The following is a 14,236-nucleotide window of genomic DNA, read 5'->3' as shown; positions in this document are numbered from 1 at the left end:
TTCGATTGTTGCGTGATTTTGGCAAACCTACAGTGCATCCACGCACGGTATATCCGGCAGCGGTCACGGCGAATCATGGGCAACGGGCGTTCAACACAGGAGACCGCCATGCAGCAGATCAAACGGGGCAGAAGGCAGGCCATCAAGACGATCGGTACGGCGCTCGCGGCATCCGCGCTGCCGATGCCGTTCCTCAATCTGCGCGCGCAGGAGCACAACTTCAGCGGCAAGACGCTGCGCATCCTGACGTGGTCGGACGATACCGGCACAGCCGCGCTGCGCAACATCGCCGCGACCTTCACGGCGAAGACCGGCGCGAAGGTGATCGCCGACCGCGCCGACGGCACCTCCGGCATGGTCGCCAAAGTCAAGGCAGCGGGCGAGCGCCCCACCTATGACGTGATCACGCTCGCCGGTGTCGGCGCCTCCGGCCTCGCCGACGCGGGCCTGCTGATGAAGCCCGACCTCGACCGCCTGCCGAACCTGAAAGAAGTCGCGCCGCCATACCGCACCGGCGCGAACGGCTTCGGCGTCGGCTATCTGCTGTGGTCCGACGGCCTCATCTACAACACCGCGACGGTCAAGACGCCGCCTTCGTCGTACGAGGCGCTGTGGGACCCGAAATACGCCGGCCGCATTTTCCTGCCGCCGCCCGAATGGGCCGAAGCGGTCGATCTCGCGATCATCGCCGCGAAGATGAACGGCGGCTCGCAGCAGAACATCGAGCCCGGCTTCAAGAAGCTCGCGCAGCTCAAAGACCGCGTGATGACGCTCGGCGAGAACCCGAACCAGGTGGCCGACCTGTTCCGCACGGGCTCGCTCGACATCGGCGGCATCTACTCGCCCGCGTTTTTCCCGGATCAGATCCGCAAGCCCGAATACAAGATGGGCGTGACCTACGGCATGAAGGAAGGCTTCGCGACGCAACTGATGTTCACGGTGATTCCGAAAGCGCATCCGGGCGACACCGACCTGATCCACGCGTTCATCAATCACTCGCTCGACGCCGGCGTGCAAGGCCGCATGGCGGCCGATGTGCTGAACGGCCCAGTCAATTCGAAAGCGATGATTCCGGCCGCGAGCCGCGCGTTCGTGCCGAGCCCGCAGCAGATCGCCGAGAAAGCCGTGCTGCATGACGACAAGGCGCTCGCCGCCGTGCAGCCGGCATGGATCAAGCGCTACACCGAAATCTTCTCGGCGTAACCACGATGCTCGCGCGCTTCCCGCGGCGTGCCGCGATGATGCCGGACGAAGCGGCGCCGGGCCCGACGCCCGGCGGCGCTGCTTGCGCTTGCGCAGTCGTCGAGACTGCCGTGACCGACCCCGCTGCCGGTGCAACGACGCTCGCGAAAGCCCGGCCGTGGCTGCTGCTCGCGCCGATCCTGCTGTTTCTGGCGATACTCGGCACGGCCGCGCTGGTCGTGCTGCGCATGAGCTTCGGCACGTCCGGCAACGAATGGCGCAGCTTCACGCTGCAGAACTACGCGGACCTGCTCGACGGCTACTTCCTGAAATCGTTGTGGCTGACGCTGCGGCTCGCGTTCCAGAGCATGCTGTGCGCGGTCGTGCTCGCGATTCCGGTCGCGCTCGCGATGGCGCGCACGACATCGCGGCTCGCGCGCCGGCTGCTGCTCGCGGGTGTGCTGCTGCCGCTGCTCGTCAATCTGCTGCTGCAAGGCTATGGCTGGCTCGTGATCCTCGGCCCGGCGGGTCTGCTCAATCACGCGCTGCTCGCGAGCGGACTCGTCGAGCGTCCGGTGATGTGGCTGTATCGCGAGCATGGCGTGCTGCTGGGGCTGATCCAGACCGCGTTTCCGCTCGCCGTGCTGCCGCTGTCCAGCGCGATGCGCGCGGTGTCGATCTCGTACGAGGAAGCCGCCGCGACGCTCGGCGCGACGCGCTGGCAAACGCTGCGTCACGTGCTGCTGCCGCTCGCGATGCCGGGCCTCGTGTCGGGCGCGCTGCTGGTGTTCGCGTACAACGCGAGCGCGTTCGCGGTGCCGCTGCTGCTCGGCGGCCGGCGTGTGCCGATGCTCGCGGTGCTGGTGCACGATCAGGTCGCGCCGCTCTTGAACTGGCCGGCCGCCTCCGCTTCCGGCGTGGTGCTGATGATCGCGACGCTCGCCGTGATGGCGCTGTCGCAACGGCTCGTGCGCCGCACCCAACGTCTGACCGGGGAGCCACACGCATGAGCACGCCGCTGCCGAGTTCGCACCTGCCGCGCACCGAACCTCGTTCGCCGCGCTTCCCGCGCCTGCCTCAGACGATGCCCGGCCAGCTCGGCCGCGCGACCGCGCTCGTCGCCGGCGTGGTGCTGTTTCTCGCCGCGCTGCCGATCCTGACGATGATCGCGATGTCGTTCAGCGCGGCCGACACGCTCGAATTCCCGCCGCACGCGTACAGCCTGCACTGGTACCGCGCGGCGTGGCACAGCTTCGTGTCACCGGACGCGACCGATACGCTGTCGATGGGCGCCGCGCTGAGCACGAGTCTCGTCGTCGCGCTAGCGACGATGCTGATCGCGACGCTGGTCTCCGTGCCCGCCGCGTACGCGCTGTCGCGCTACCGTTTTCGCGGCAAGCCGATGGTCGAGCAACTGGTCGCGCTGCCGCTCGTCTATCCGCTCGTGATGCTCGGCCTGTCGCTGCTGCTGGTGTTCAACGTGCTGCCGGTCGAGCTGGGCGTCGGCCGTCTGATCATCGCGCATGTGATCCTGGCGCTGCCGTTCACGGTGAAGAACTGCGCGGCGTCGGTCGCGTCGATCGGCCCCGAGTTCGAGGAAGCCGCGCTCGTGATGGGCGCGAGCCCCGGCCGCGCGCTCATCGACGTGGTGCTGCCGCTGATGCGCCCCGGCATTCTCGCCGGCATGCTGTTCGCCTTCATCGTGTCGTTCAACGAGTTCACGGTGACGTTCTTCCTGTACAGCATCGATACGATCACGCTGCCGGTGTGGCTCTATAGCCGCACGGTGTCGTCGCTCGATCCGACCGTGTTCTGTTTCGCGGTGGTCATCGTCGCGATCGACTTCGCGCTGATCTGGCTGCTCGAAAAGCTGATCGGCGACGAAGGCGTCGCGCTGTGAACCCGCCACCTTGCTGGAGCTTCCGATGACCCATCTGAACTTGCAGGCCGTCACGCGGCGCTTCGGCGCCGTGCATGCCGTCGACGACGTCGACCTGAGCGTGCCCGACGGCAAGCTCGTGTGCTTTCTCGGCCCGTCCGGCTGCGGCAAGACCACGCTGCTGCGGATGATCGCAGGCCTCGAAACGCCGACCGAGGGCAGCATCCATTTCGCCGGCCGCGACATCACGCGACTGCCGGCCAACCGGCGCGACTTCGGCATGGTGTTCCAGTCGCTCGCGCTGTTTCCGCATATGACGGTCGCGCAGAACGTCGCGTATCCGCTGAAGCTGCGCAAGGTCGCGAAAGCACGGCAAACGCGCCGCGTCGCCGAACTGCTCGAGCTGATCCAGCTGCCGCACATGGCGAATCGGCCGGTCACGCAACTGTCGGGCGGTCAGCGCCAACGCGTCGCGATCGCTCGCGCGATCGCTTCGGAGCCGCAACTGCTGCTGCTCGACGAACCGCTGTCCGCGCTCGACGCGAAGCTGCGCGAAGCGATGCAGGTCGAAATCCGCCTGCTGCAGCAACGCCTCGGCATCACGACGATCATGGTCACGCACGACCAGCGCGAAGCGATGACGATGGCCGACGAGATCGTCGTGATGGAGAAAGGCCGCATCGCGCAGGTCGGCAAGCCGCTCGACATCTACCGCGATCCGGTCAGCGAGTTCGTCGCCGACTTCATCGGGCTCGGCAACATTCTGCCGGTGCGGTACGACGGCGCGGGCGTCGTGAGCCTGCCGGGCGGACGGCGCATCGCGGTGACGCCAAACCCGGGCGCGCCGCTCGCCGATGCGCGGCAGCCGGGTGCGGCCGGCGACGCGATCCGCCTGCTGATTCGCCCCGAGGACATCTGCGTGAAGGCGGCCACGGAAGCACCGAACCCGAACCGGCTGCCCGGCACCGTCACTTTCATTCGCGACGTCGGCGCCTCGCTCGAAGCGACGATCGATTGCGTGGGCTTCACGCTGACCGCCGCGACCACGCCGCGCGAAACGCCCGGGCTCGCGCTCGGCATGCCGGTGCTCGCCGAGCTGCCGCCGCACGCGTGCAAGCTGATCGCCGCGCGCGCCGCCTGATACCCGAACCCATCACACGGCTTTGCCTGAATAACTACCGTATTACGACAGAGGAACCCATCATGAACCAGCGCCCCGCTCTCCAATCGACCCGCCGCGTGTTCGCGACGCTCGCCGCGACGCTCGCGATGACCGCGCTCGGCGCGCTGTGCGCACTGCCGTCGGCCGCGCATGCCGACGCGCTCGACGACATCGCGAAGTCGGGCACCGTGCGCATCGGCGTATTCGAGGACTATCCGCCGTTCGGCTCGATCGGTCCGGACATGAAACCGGTCGGCTACGACATCGACGTCGCCAATCTGATCGGTAAGGCGCTCAACGCGAAGGTCGAACTGGTGCCGGTCACCGGCGACAACCGCATGGCCTTTCTCGCCGACCACAAGGCCGACATGTTGCTGTCGGTCGGCCAGACGCCCGAGCGCGAAAAAGTGATCGACTTCTCGCAACCCTACGCGCCGTACTACCTCGCGGTGTTCGGCCCGAAGTCGCTGCCGGTGAAGACCGCCGCCGACCTCGGCGGCAAGTCGATCTCGGTCGCGCGCGGCACGCTCGAAGACCTGAGCGTGACGAAGATCGCGCCGCCGTCGGCGAACATCAAACGTTTCGACGATCCGAACGGCGCTATTTCGGCGTTTCTTTCTGGTCAGGTACAGTTGATGGTGGTCGGCAACGACGTCGGCGCGACGATTCTCGCGCGGCATCCGGCGAACGATCCGGAGCAGAAGTTCGCGCTGTTCAGCTCGCCCGATCACGTCGGTCTGAACAAGAACGAGCCGCGCCTGAAGGCGAAGGTCGACGAAACGATTGCCAAGGCCCGCAAGGACGGCACGATGAACGCGATCTCGCAGAAGTGGCTGCGCGCGCCGCTGCCGGCCGATTTTTGAAACCTGTGGCGTGGCGCCGTGAAGGCCGCGCCGCGATCTGATCCTACGATGGGCACGAGGCCATGACTTACGCGTTCGATTTCAGCGGCTTCGGCCTGTATGCGGGGATGCTCGCGCGCGGCGCCGCCGTGACGCTCGGCCTCACGGCCGTGTCGACCCTGGCGGGCGGGATGGTGGGGATCGCCGGCGCGAGCATCGCGGCGGCCGGGCCGAAGTGGGCGCGCTGGCTGGTCGCGAGCTACGTCGAGCTGATCCGCAACACGCCGTTTCTGGTGCAGTTGTTCTTCGTGTTTTTCGGCCTGCCAAGCCTCGGCATTCATATCGACGAGATAGAGGCCGCGATTCTTGCGATGACCGTCAATCTCGGCGCGTACGCGATCGAGATCGTGCGCGCCGGCATCGATTCGATTTCGCGCGGTCAGGTGCAGGCCGCCCAGGCGCTCGGCCTGCATGGACGCCAGGTGTTCCGCTACGTCGTGCTGCCGCAGGCGCTCGCCAACGTGTTTCCCGCGCTGCTCGGCCAGGTGCTGATCGTGATGCTCGGCTCGGCCGTCGTGTCGCAGATCTCGGTGCCCGACCTGACCTATGCGGCGAACTTCATCCAGTCGCGCAACTTCCGCTCGTTCGAGAGCTACGTGATCATCACGGCCGCCTATCTGCTGATGTCGATCGTGTTGCGGCAGCTGTTGAACCGCTTCGGCCGCGGGCTGTTCGCGGGCCGCGCGGCGCGAGGTAACAACAGCAGTAGTAGCGGCAACGACGGCTTGCCGCGCAACTGGCGCAGCCGCCTGATGTGGCGCGGCGCGCGCACCCTGCCGACGGAGCGCTGATCATGGTCGAATTCACGCTGTGGGACATCGCCCGCAACCTGCTGCTCGCCGCGCGCTGGACCGTGCTGCTGTCGCTGATCGCGTTCGTCGGCGGCGGGATCGTCGGGCTCGTGCTGCTCGCGATGCGCGTGTCGCCGATCGCGTGGCTGCGCCGCGTCGTCGTGCTGTACGTCGAGGTGTTTCAGGGCACGCCGCTCTTGATGCAGCTTTTTCTCGCCTTCTTCGGCTTGCCGCTCATCGGCATCGACGTGTCGCCGTGGGCCGCCGCGACCGTCACGCTGACGCTCTATACGAGCGCGTATCTGGTCGACATCTGGCGCGGCTGCGTCGAAGCGGTGCCGCGCGGTCAGTGGGCCGCGGGTGCGAGCCTCGGTATGACGTTCGGCCAGCAGTTGCGCTACATCGTGTGGCCGCAGGCGCTGAAGATCGCGGTCGCGCCGAGCGTCGGTTTTCTCGTGCAGGTGGTCAAGAGCACCGCGCTCGCGTCGATCATCGGCTTCGCCGAGCTGACCAAGACCGGCACGATGATCACGAATGCCGCGTTCCGGCCGTTTCCGATCTACGGCATGGTCGCGATGATCTACTTCGCGATGTGTTTTCCGCTGACCTGGTATGCTCGCGTGCTCGAAAAGCGGCAGAAGGCGGGACAGCATCGGTGAGGTGAGGTGATTCGCGGTCTGTAGTTCAAGTCACGGATACGTGCTGCCGGGAAGCAATCTTGATGCGCGAGACGAACCACGCCGCGAGCACAAACCACCCCGCTGCGACGACGAACGCGACGACATAGGCGGGTCCGGCACCGGCAAACGCCTTGACCCATGACAGCATCCACCCGGTCGCGGCAGGGCCGAGGATCTGCGGTAGCACCATCGACACTTGCCAGATGCCCATGTCCTTGCCGCTGGACGCATCGTCTGGCAACACTTGCAGCGCGAGTGCCCAGTCGACGGCTTGATAGGTTCCGTAAGCGGCGCAGAAAACCAGCCCGACCGCGATCACCAGCAACAGGTTTGGATGCAACGCCAGCAGGACAAAGCCAATCGCGGCTCCGGCCATGATCCAGCTGGTCAGGCGGACGACGGGAACGACACCGTGCCGGTCGGCGAGCCATGCGCCCAGCAGGCTGGCCGGGATCGCTAGCACCACGCCGACGCCAAGCAGCCCATTCAGGAGACTGGTCGGATGACGAATGCCGATCACGTCCTGCAGGTAGTACAACATGAAGGCGAAGATCGACCAGATTCCCATGTTGCCGAACAGACGGGTTACCAGCACCCAGTAAAAGTTTCGGTGAAGACGTGGATCGAGATAGAACGAGCGCATGAACGTGACGAGTTCGAACCGTTGTCGGGATCTGACCGGTGTCGGCTCGCGCGAGCCGCGAATCGTCAGCCAAAGGCAGAGCAACATGATCGCAATGAACGCGGCAACCGTAGGATACAGGTGGCCCGGCGAATAGAGGACAACGAGCACCACGTTGCCAGTGATCGTGCCGAGCACGGTCATCACGTTGAGCCACGCGCTCGCGCGGTTGGTTTCCTGTTTTGGCACGACATCGGGCAACAGCCCGGCGTACGGCCCCGCCGCCCAGTTCCACCAGAACTGGAGATGCAGGAACGCGAGTGTATACATCCCTACGCTCCCCCCGCCGTTGAATGAACCAAGCCATACCAGTGCAACCGCAATGCCGAACACGCCGGTGACGAGAAACGGTCGCCGACGTCCACGTTTTGCAGAGCAGCGATCTGAAAGCGCGCCGGCCAGTGGCGCCACGATCATCGCAATGAATGCGCCGGACGCAATGACGGAGCCGGCCACGCCTTCCTTCAACGCGGCATCGCGTCCGAGCATATCGGCGACCTGTGCCGGCACGAGCACTGGAACGACCGTCATCCATTGGGTAAAGAGCGCAAACCACAGCGACGCGATCTGTATGTGACTGAGCGTCGACAGGCGAGAAGCCGACGGTGTGACCGACACGTTTCGGGCTTGACTGGATAGGGTCATGTCGGAAGTCCATCAGCTTCGCGCAGAGACTTCGACGCCGCACGGCGGACGAAGGTCGTTGCCAATTCCGAGAGCCGTTCGAACACGACGGGGACTCCCATAGGACCAATGCGCCTGTATCGGTCGTGGTGCAAATGTCGGCATTGGCCGACGGCGAGTCCATCGACGAAGGCGCGGTGTGCCGTCCCACGATGATAGCTGCCGTCGGTTGGCCCACAACCTGATACGGCGCGAGGTCGGCAAGCGCGCTTCTGCGCCGCACTTAGCGGCCGATCAACGCCCCGCCTGCGTCGACTGCCGCAACTTCGCCACCTCCGCCGCACCGACCGCCGGCGCGCCGTTGTTCCAGCCAGCGCGCACGAAGCTCAGCACATCGGCGATCTGCTGATCGTCGAGCACCGCGGCGAAGCCGGGCATCGGAAACGGCGACGGCACGCCGTCGATCACGAGATCGCCGGTGCCGTTCAACGTGACGTTGATCAGCGACGACGCGTCCTTCGCGAGCACGTTCGGATTGCCGGCGAGCGGCGCGAGCATCGGCGCGAAGCCGTGCCCGTCGACGCCGTGGCAATGCATGCAATACGCCGTATAGACGCGTGCGCCGGCATCGTTCGCGGGGCGATCGAGCGACACCTTCGTCGCCTGCGGATCGTACGTATAGGCCGCCGCGCCGGTGCCGCCGACCGGCGGCAGCGACTTCAGATAGGTCGAGACTGCCGCGACGTCCTGATCGCTCATCGCTTGCGTGCTGTTGTTGATCACGCTCGTCATCGCGCCGAACGCCGATGCATGGCGATTCGCGCCGGTCTTCAGGAACGTGCGCAGATCCTCGTCGCTCCAGCGGCCGAGCCCGGTGTTGTGCTCGCCCGTGAGGTTCGACGCGAACCAGCCGTCGAGCAGCGCGCCGCTCAGGAATGCGCTGCCGCTTTCGTCGAGCGCACTTTCCTGGAACGCAACACCGCGCGGCGTGTGACACGACCCGCAATGTCCGAGCCCTTGCACCAGATACGCGCCGCGATTCCACGCGACGTCCTTGCCCGGCTTGTCGCGATACGCACCCTTCTCGAGAAACGCCATGTTCCAGAACATCAGCGGCCAGCGCATGTTCAACGGCCACTTGATGTCGGACTCGCGATTCGCCTGCTGCACTGGCGCGACGCCGTGCATGAAGAACGCGTACAGCGCCTTCACGTCGTCGTCGTCGACCTTCGCGTAGGACGGATACGGCATCGCCGGATACAGGTTGTGGCCGTCTTTCGCGATGCCCTCACGCAGCGCCCGCGCGAAGTCGGCTTGCGTGTAACCGCCGATGCCGGTCCGTGCGTCGGGCGTGATATTGGTCACGTAGATGCGGCCCATCGGCGTGTTCATCGGCAGGCCGCCGGCGAACGGCTTGCCTTTCGGCGCGGTGTGGCAGGCGGCGCAATCGCCGAGTTGAGCGAGGTAAGCGCCGCGTTGCACGAGCGTTTGATCGGCTGCGCCGGTGGCTGACGCAGTTGCGGCATCAGCAGGCGCCTGGGCGATAAACGGCAATGCGACGCATAGCGCCGCGCCAAGACCCTTCAGCATTTTTTTCATGTCGGGCTCCTTTCGCGTCAGGCGTTGTGCAGTTGGCGGCCAACCGGCAATTGCCGCAGCCGCGTGCCGGTGGCCGCATAGATCGCGTTGGTCAGCGCGGGCGCGAGCGCCGCGGTGCCGGGTTCGCCGATGCCGCCGGGCGCCTCGCCGCTCTTCACGATATGCACGTCGATCGGCGGCGTCTGGTTGATGCGCAGCATCCGGTAGTCGGTGAAGTTGTTCTGCTCGACGCGACCGTCCTTGATCGTGATCTCGCTATAAAGCGCCGCCGTGATGCCGAAGATGATGCCGCCCTGCACCTGCGCTTCGATCGTGTTCGGGTTGACGAACATCCCGCAATCGACCGCGCAGTTGACGCGCTTGACCGTCACTTCGCCCTGCTCGAGCGCGACCTCGACGACGATCGCGAAGAAGCTGCCGAACGCGTGCATCACCGAGATGCCGCGCCCTTGCCCCTTGGGCAGCGCGCTGCCCCAGTTGCCCGCTTGCGCGGCCAGGTTGAGTACGTTCAACGCGCGCGGCGATTTGCCGAGCAGATCGCGCCGGTACTGCACCGGATCGATCTTCGCGTGCGCGGCGAGTTCGTCGATGAAACTCTCGACGACGAACGTGCCGCGCGTCGGCCCGACGCCGCGCCAGAACGCGGTGGGCACCGCGTGCGGTTCCACGCGCACGTAGTCCACCAGCTGGTTCGGCAGGTCGTACGGCAGATCGGCGGCGACCTCCACCGCATCGGGGTCGAGCCCGTTCCTGAACGCGGGCGGCGCGAAGCGCGCCATGATCGACGACCCGGCGATGCGATGCTGCCACGCGATCGGCTTGCCGTTCGCGTCGAGCCCGGCCGAGATCGTGTCGTAGTAGTACGGCCGGTACATGTCGTGCTGGATGTCCTCCTCGCGCGTCCACAGCACCTTGACCGGCGTCGACACCTGTTTGCCGACCTTCACGGCCTGCGTGACCATGTCGGTTTCGAGCCGCCGTCCGAAGCCGCCGCCGATCAGATGGTTGTGCACGATGATCTTGTCGGCGGGCAAGCCCGTGACCGCGACCGCCGCATCGACGACACGCGTCGGCACCTGCGAGCCGAGCCAGATTTCGCAGGCGTCGCCGCGCACGTGGACCGTGGCGTTGACCGGCTCCATCGTCGCGTGCGCGAGGAACGGCTGCTGGTAGACCGCGTCGACGCGCGACTTCGCATCGCCGAACGCGCGGCCGACGTCGCCGTCCTTGCGCGCCACCGCGCCGCCATGTTGCGAGGCCGCCGCGAGATCGTCGACGATGCGCTTCATCGATACCTGCGCGCCCGCGCCCTCGTTCCACTTGATGTCGAGCGCCTGCAGCCCGCGCTTCGCGGCCCACGTGTGAGCGCCGATCACCGCGACCGCGTTGTCGAGCTTGATGACCTCGCGCACGCCGGGGATCGTCTTCGCATGCGTATCGTCGACGCTCGCGAGCGTGCCGCCGAACACCGGACAGTTCGCGATCGCCGCGTAAACCATGTCGGGCAAGCGCACGTCGAGGCCGAACTGCGCGGTACCGTCGACTTTCTCCGGCGAATCGAGACGCTTGGCCGGCGTGCCGATCAGCTTGAAGTCCTTCGGGTCTTTCAACGGCACGTTCTGCGGCGCGGGCAGCGCGGAGGCGGCCTGCGCGAGCTGACCATAGCTCGCGCTGCGATTACTGGCCGGGTGGATCACCTGACCGGCCTGCGCATGGCAACTCGCCGGATCGACCTGCCACTGCTGCGCGGCCGCGTTGATCAACATCACGCGCGCAGTCGCGCCCGCGCGACGCATCGGCTCCCACGCGAAGCGGATCGACGTCGAGCCGCCGGTCAACTGGCCGCCGAGCAGCGGGTCCATGAAGAGCTTTTCGTTGGGCGGCGCGTGATCGAGCGTGACCGTGCCGAGCGGCACTTCGAGTTCCTCGGCGATCAGCATCGGAATCGACGTATAGACGCCCTGACCCATCTCGACCTTCGGTATCACGAGCGTGACCTTGCCGGCGTTGTCGATCTGGATGAACGCGTTCGGCGCGAACACGCCGCTTTGCGGCGCCTCGTTCGCATCGCCGCCGATCACGCTCTTGCCCGCCTTCTGATCCTGGCTCGCGGCCGGCATGCTGAAGCCGAGCAGCAGACCGCCGCCGGCCGCGGCGCCGACCGTCACGCCGAATTTGAGGAAGCCGCGCCGCGAGATGCCGCGTGCATGCCGCGTGTCGGTGTCAGCCGGCTGCGCGCCGTTCTGTGCATCGAGCAATCCCTGGGACATGTCAGGCCCCCTTCGCGGCGTGCTTGATCGCCGCGCGCACGCGGTGATAGGTTCCGCAGCGGCAGATGTTGCCCGCCATCGCGGCGTCGATGTCGGCGTCGCTCGGATTGGGATTGCGCGCGAGCAGCGACGCCGCCGACATCACCTGCCCCGACTGACAGTAGCCGCATTGCACGACGTCGAGCTCACGCCACGCCTGCTGCACTTTCTGGCCCGTGGGCGTGGCGCCGAGCGCTTCGATCGTGACGATCTTGCGGTCGCCGACCGCCGCCGCCGGGAACACGCACGAGCGCACCGCGACGCCATCGAGATGCACGGTGCATGCGCCGCATTGCGCGATGCCGCAGCCGAACTTGGTGCCGGTCAGCCCGACGAGATCACGCAGCACCCACAGCAGGGGCATGTCGGGCGGGGCATCGACGGTATGGGTTTCGCCGTTGATATTGAGCGTTGTCATGAGGGGCTCCGGATGGGGATGTTGTTGTGGTCACGCGGTTTAGATCGCGACACCGCACCAGAGCGCCGACATGCACCGGTTTTGTTCGGCGTGTCGCGCTAATAAGCCATGAAATGCGGCCTGTGAGCGAGCGGGTGTCGCAAGAAAACCGGCCGATTGTAGTCGTGTCGAAAGAAGTTCGCTTTGGCGGTGTCAGGCGGCACATCGCATGCTGTGCGCGGTGGATCGCATGTGTGGGCTGGAGCGATGCGTTACCATCGACGAATCGATCCGTTAGCGTGATCGCGCGACCCGCTGCATCGCACTGAGTGGTGTTGCGACGCACGATTCCGTCGAATCACCTCAGCCGCTGGAGCCGCCGATGAACGACCCGCAATGCACTCAATTCCTCACGGACATTCGCCGACCATTGCTTGCGCTGCACAAGGCGATTCTCGATCACGAACGTGCCGCGTACGAAAAGGAGTTCGGCCCGGTAACGCCGGCGGCATTCCTGCAGGTGCTGATCAACGGCTCGGGGTTTCGTTGGCTGACGCCGCTGTCGACGGTGATCGCGAGCGTCGACGAAGTTCTCGACGACGCGGAAGCCGAGGCCGGCGACCGTCTCGCGACCGCCGAGGCCGTGGTCGGCCTGTTCTCGCCCGATCAACCGCAAAATCACTTCCTGCCGCGTTATCTGCCGCTCTTGCAGGCCGATCCCGCGATCCTGCATTACCACGGTGAGGTAGCGCGGCTGCTGCGCGGAGGGCAAACGACGTAACGGCGATTCGCACCAGGCACGGCGGCGGCGCCTGCGCTGCCTGCCGGCTCCTGCATTGCCTCACCGTTCATAAACGGCTGCGGGTCGAGGCAGCATGGTTGATCGTCGGTATTCTTGCGCAGATCGAGCGGAATGCTCTGACGTGAAGGTACTTTTGCAACGATTCGTCGACCGCCGGAATGCGCGGTCGATCAAATTACCTGGTTTAGCTGAATAAATTCAAGGTGAGCTTTTGCGGGAACGTGGAAGCTCAGCCGCGCCCCTGCGGCAGATAAGGCAGCGGATCGACCGGCTTGCCGTCGCGCCGCACTTCGAACCCCACCGACACACGCGAGTTGTTCTCGTCGCCCATCTCCGCGATCTGCTGTCCCTTGCGGACAATGTCGCCCATCTTGACCATCAGCTTGCGGTTGTGCGAATACGCGGTCAGAAAATCCTTGTTGTGCTGGACGATGATCAGACTGCCATAGCTGTTCAGTCCGGTGCCCGCGTACATCACCTTGCCGTCGGCGGCGGCTCGCACCGGATCGCCCGCGTTGCCGCCGATTTCGATGCCGCGTGTTTCGCCGGGCTGGAACGCTTCGACGACGCTGCCCGCGGCAGGCCACGCGAGCGTCACGCTGCTCGCGTGCCGGCGGGTTTCCTGCGTGACTTCGCGCACTGCGGTGGCATCCGGAGCCGGCGCGGCGGACTGCGTCGAAGCTTGCGCCGACGTTTGCGCTGTCGCTTGTGACGCACGCTGCGCCGCGGATTGCGCCGCCGCCTTCGCGGCGGCCGCCGCATTGGCCGCCTGCACCGCGCGCACCGTTTCCGGCGACGCAACGTGCAGCACCTGCCCCGGCTTCAGCCGCGCCGACGCCTTCAACCCGTTCCATGCCTGCAACTGCTTGACGCTGATGTGATGATGCTGCGCAACCCGCGCGAGCGTGTCGCCGCGCCTGACCCGATACACGAGCGGCGGCGATTTTTTCAGCGGCGCGTTATCGCTGGCGTCGATCGACAGCGGCGCGGCTGCCGCCGGGTCGCCGGACGCCGCTCCCGTCGCATTCGCCGCCGGCACGCCGGACGCCGCGTTGGCGCTGGTTGCAGCACCGTTCTGCGCATTGGGCTGCCCGACGTTCGCACAACCGCTGACGGCCAGCGCGACCCACGCGCCGGCGAGACTGGCCAATAACGTTCTGTCGAAACGCTTTCTCATCCTGTTCGACTCCTGCTCTATGAATGCGCAAGCCGGATAGCCCGATGCCG

General features: G+C 66.1%; 13 protein-coding genes. 8 read left to right on the top strand and 5 right to left on the bottom strand.

The genetic code is table 11. The annotated features are described in order from the left end of the window. Positions 1-108: 108 nt before the first annotated feature. The 7 genes from HWY30_RS10485 to HWY30_RS10455 all read left to right on the top strand — a co-directional run bounded on the left by HWY30_RS10485 (position 109) and on the right by HWY30_RS10455 (position 6,575). The gene (locus tag HWY30_RS10485; RefSeq protein ID WP_090805980.1) at positions 109-1,203 is read left to right on the top strand and encodes an ABC transporter substrate-binding protein; all 1,095 of its coding nucleotides are present in this window, start codon (positions 109-111) and stop codon (positions 1,201-1,203) included. Positions 1,204-1,208: 5 nt separating this feature from the next. Continuing rightward, positions 1,209-2,192 (top strand): ABC transporter permease, encoded by a 984-nt coding sequence (locus tag HWY30_RS10480; protein WP_090805981.1) that lies wholly within the window; start codon positions 1,209-1,211, stop codon positions 2,190-2,192. Next, the gene (locus tag HWY30_RS10475) at positions 2,189-3,082 is read left to right on the top strand and encodes an ABC transporter permease (protein ID WP_090805983.1); all 894 of its coding nucleotides are present in this window, start codon (positions 2,189-2,191) and stop codon (positions 3,080-3,082) included. The genes HWY30_RS10480 and HWY30_RS10475 overlap by 4 nt, the downstream gene beginning before the upstream one ends. Positions 3,083-3,107: 25 nt before the next feature. Next, entirely contained in the window at positions 3,108-4,202 is a 1,095-nt protein-coding gene (locus HWY30_RS10470; RefSeq protein ID WP_090805985.1) for an ABC transporter ATP-binding protein, read from the top strand. 62 nt (positions 4,203-4,264) lie between these two features. Next, positions 4,265-5,086: a transporter substrate-binding domain-containing protein gene (locus tag HWY30_RS10465; RefSeq protein WP_090805986.1), complete on the top strand. Its 822-nt coding sequence runs from the start codon at positions 4,265-4,267 to the stop codon at positions 5,084-5,086. 62 nt (positions 5,087-5,148) lie between these two features. Next, on the top strand, positions 5,149-5,916 hold the full coding sequence (locus HWY30_RS10460; protein ID WP_090805988.1) for an amino acid ABC transporter permease: 768 nt from the start codon (positions 5,149-5,151) through the stop codon (positions 5,914-5,916). A 2-nt stretch (positions 5,917-5,918) separates the two neighbouring features. After that, the gene (locus HWY30_RS10455) at positions 5,919-6,575 is read left to right on the top strand and encodes an amino acid ABC transporter permease (RefSeq protein WP_090810062.1); all 657 of its coding nucleotides are present in this window, start codon (positions 5,919-5,921) and stop codon (positions 6,573-6,575) included. A 25-nt stretch (positions 6,576-6,600) separates the two neighbouring features. On the opposite strand, the gene HWY30_RS10450 is transcribed toward HWY30_RS10455, so the two are convergent. From HWY30_RS10450 to HWY30_RS10435, 4 genes are all read right to left on the bottom strand, one after another. Continuing rightward, complete coding sequence (locus HWY30_RS10450; protein ID WP_090805989.1) at positions 6,601-7,923, bottom strand: MFS transporter; 1,323 nt, start codon at positions 7,921-7,923, stop codon at positions 6,601-6,603. A gap of 273 nt (positions 7,924-8,196) precedes the next feature. Beyond that, positions 8,197-9,501: a c-type cytochrome gene (locus HWY30_RS10445; protein ID WP_090805991.1), complete on the bottom strand. Its 1,305-nt coding sequence runs from the start codon at positions 9,499-9,501 to the stop codon at positions 8,197-8,199. A gap of 17 nt (positions 9,502-9,518) precedes the next feature. Beyond that, positions 9,519-11,771, bottom strand: coding sequence for a xanthine dehydrogenase family protein molybdopterin-binding subunit (locus tag HWY30_RS10440; RefSeq protein WP_090805993.1), 2,253 nt, complete (start codon positions 11,769-11,771; stop codon positions 9,519-9,521). A gap of 1 nt (position 11,772) precedes the next feature. Further along, on the bottom strand, positions 11,773-12,228 hold the full coding sequence (locus HWY30_RS10435) for a (2Fe-2S)-binding protein (protein WP_018420878.1): 456 nt from the start codon (positions 12,226-12,228) through the stop codon (positions 11,773-11,775). 361 nt (positions 12,229-12,589) lie between these two features. Between HWY30_RS10435 and HWY30_RS10430 the strand changes: the two genes are divergently transcribed. Further along, on the top strand, positions 12,590-12,988 hold the full coding sequence (locus HWY30_RS10430) for a hypothetical protein (RefSeq protein ID WP_090805995.1): 399 nt from the start codon (positions 12,590-12,592) through the stop codon (positions 12,986-12,988). A gap of 250 nt (positions 12,989-13,238) precedes the next feature. Here HWY30_RS10430 and HWY30_RS10425 read toward each other — a convergent pair whose 3' ends face one another. Continuing rightward, positions 13,239-14,186 carry a peptidoglycan DD-metalloendopeptidase family protein gene (locus HWY30_RS10425; protein ID WP_090805996.1) on the bottom strand — a complete coding sequence of 316 codons (948 nt, stop codon included), beginning with the start codon at positions 14,184-14,186 and terminating at the stop codon, positions 13,239-13,241. Positions 14,187-14,236 lie beyond the last annotated feature (50 nt).

The sequence above is a fragment of the Paraburkholderia tuberum STM678 genome, assembly GCF_902833905.1.
Classification (GTDB): domain Bacteria; phylum Pseudomonadota; class Gammaproteobacteria; order Burkholderiales; family Burkholderiaceae; genus Paraburkholderia; species Paraburkholderia tuberum.
This window is presented reverse-complemented; position numbering and strand designations above follow the sequence as displayed.

Bases quoted from the DNA above. Each gene is read 5' to 3' on its own strand.
- HWY30_RS10485 (WP_090805980.1), top strand. From the start codon at position 109: ATGCAGCAGATCAAACGGGGCAGAAGGCAGGCCATCAAGACGATCGGT.
- HWY30_RS10480 (WP_090805981.1), top strand. From the start codon at position 1,209: ATGCTCGCGCGCTTCCCGCGGCGTGCCGCGATGATGCCGGACGAAGCG.
- HWY30_RS10475 (WP_090805983.1), top strand. From the start codon at position 2,189: ATGAGCACGCCGCTGCCGAGTTCGCACCTGCCGCGCACCGAACCTCGT.
- HWY30_RS10470 (WP_090805985.1), top strand. From the start codon at position 3,108: ATGACCCATCTGAACTTGCAGGCCGTCACGCGGCGCTTCGGCGCCGTG.
- HWY30_RS10465 (WP_090805986.1), top strand. From the start codon at position 4,265: ATGAACCAGCGCCCCGCTCTCCAATCGACCCGCCGCGTGTTCGCGACG.
- HWY30_RS10460 (WP_090805988.1), top strand. From the start codon at position 5,149: ATGACTTACGCGTTCGATTTCAGCGGCTTCGGCCTGTATGCGGGGATG.
- HWY30_RS10455 (WP_090810062.1), top strand. From the start codon at position 5,919: ATGGTCGAATTCACGCTGTGGGACATCGCCCGCAACCTGCTGCTCGCC.
- HWY30_RS10450 (WP_090805989.1), bottom strand. From the start codon at position 7,923: ATGACCCTATCCAGTCAAGCCCGAAACGTGTCGGTCACACCGTCGGCT.
- HWY30_RS10445 (WP_090805991.1), bottom strand. From the start codon at position 9,501: ATGAAAAAAATGCTGAAGGGTCTTGGCGCGGCGCTATGCGTCGCATTG.
- HWY30_RS10440 (WP_090805993.1), bottom strand. From the start codon at position 11,771: ATGTCCCAGGGATTGCTCGATGCACAGAACGGCGCGCAGCCGGCTGAC.
- HWY30_RS10435 (WP_018420878.1), bottom strand. From the start codon at position 12,228: ATGACAACGCTCAATATCAACGGCGAAACCCATACCGTCGATGCCCCG.
- HWY30_RS10430 (WP_090805995.1), top strand. From the start codon at position 12,590: ATGAACGACCCGCAATGCACTCAATTCCTCACGGACATTCGCCGACCA.
- HWY30_RS10425 (WP_090805996.1), bottom strand. From the start codon at position 14,186: ATGAGAAAGCGTTTCGACAGAACGTTATTGGCCAGTCTCGCCGGCGCG.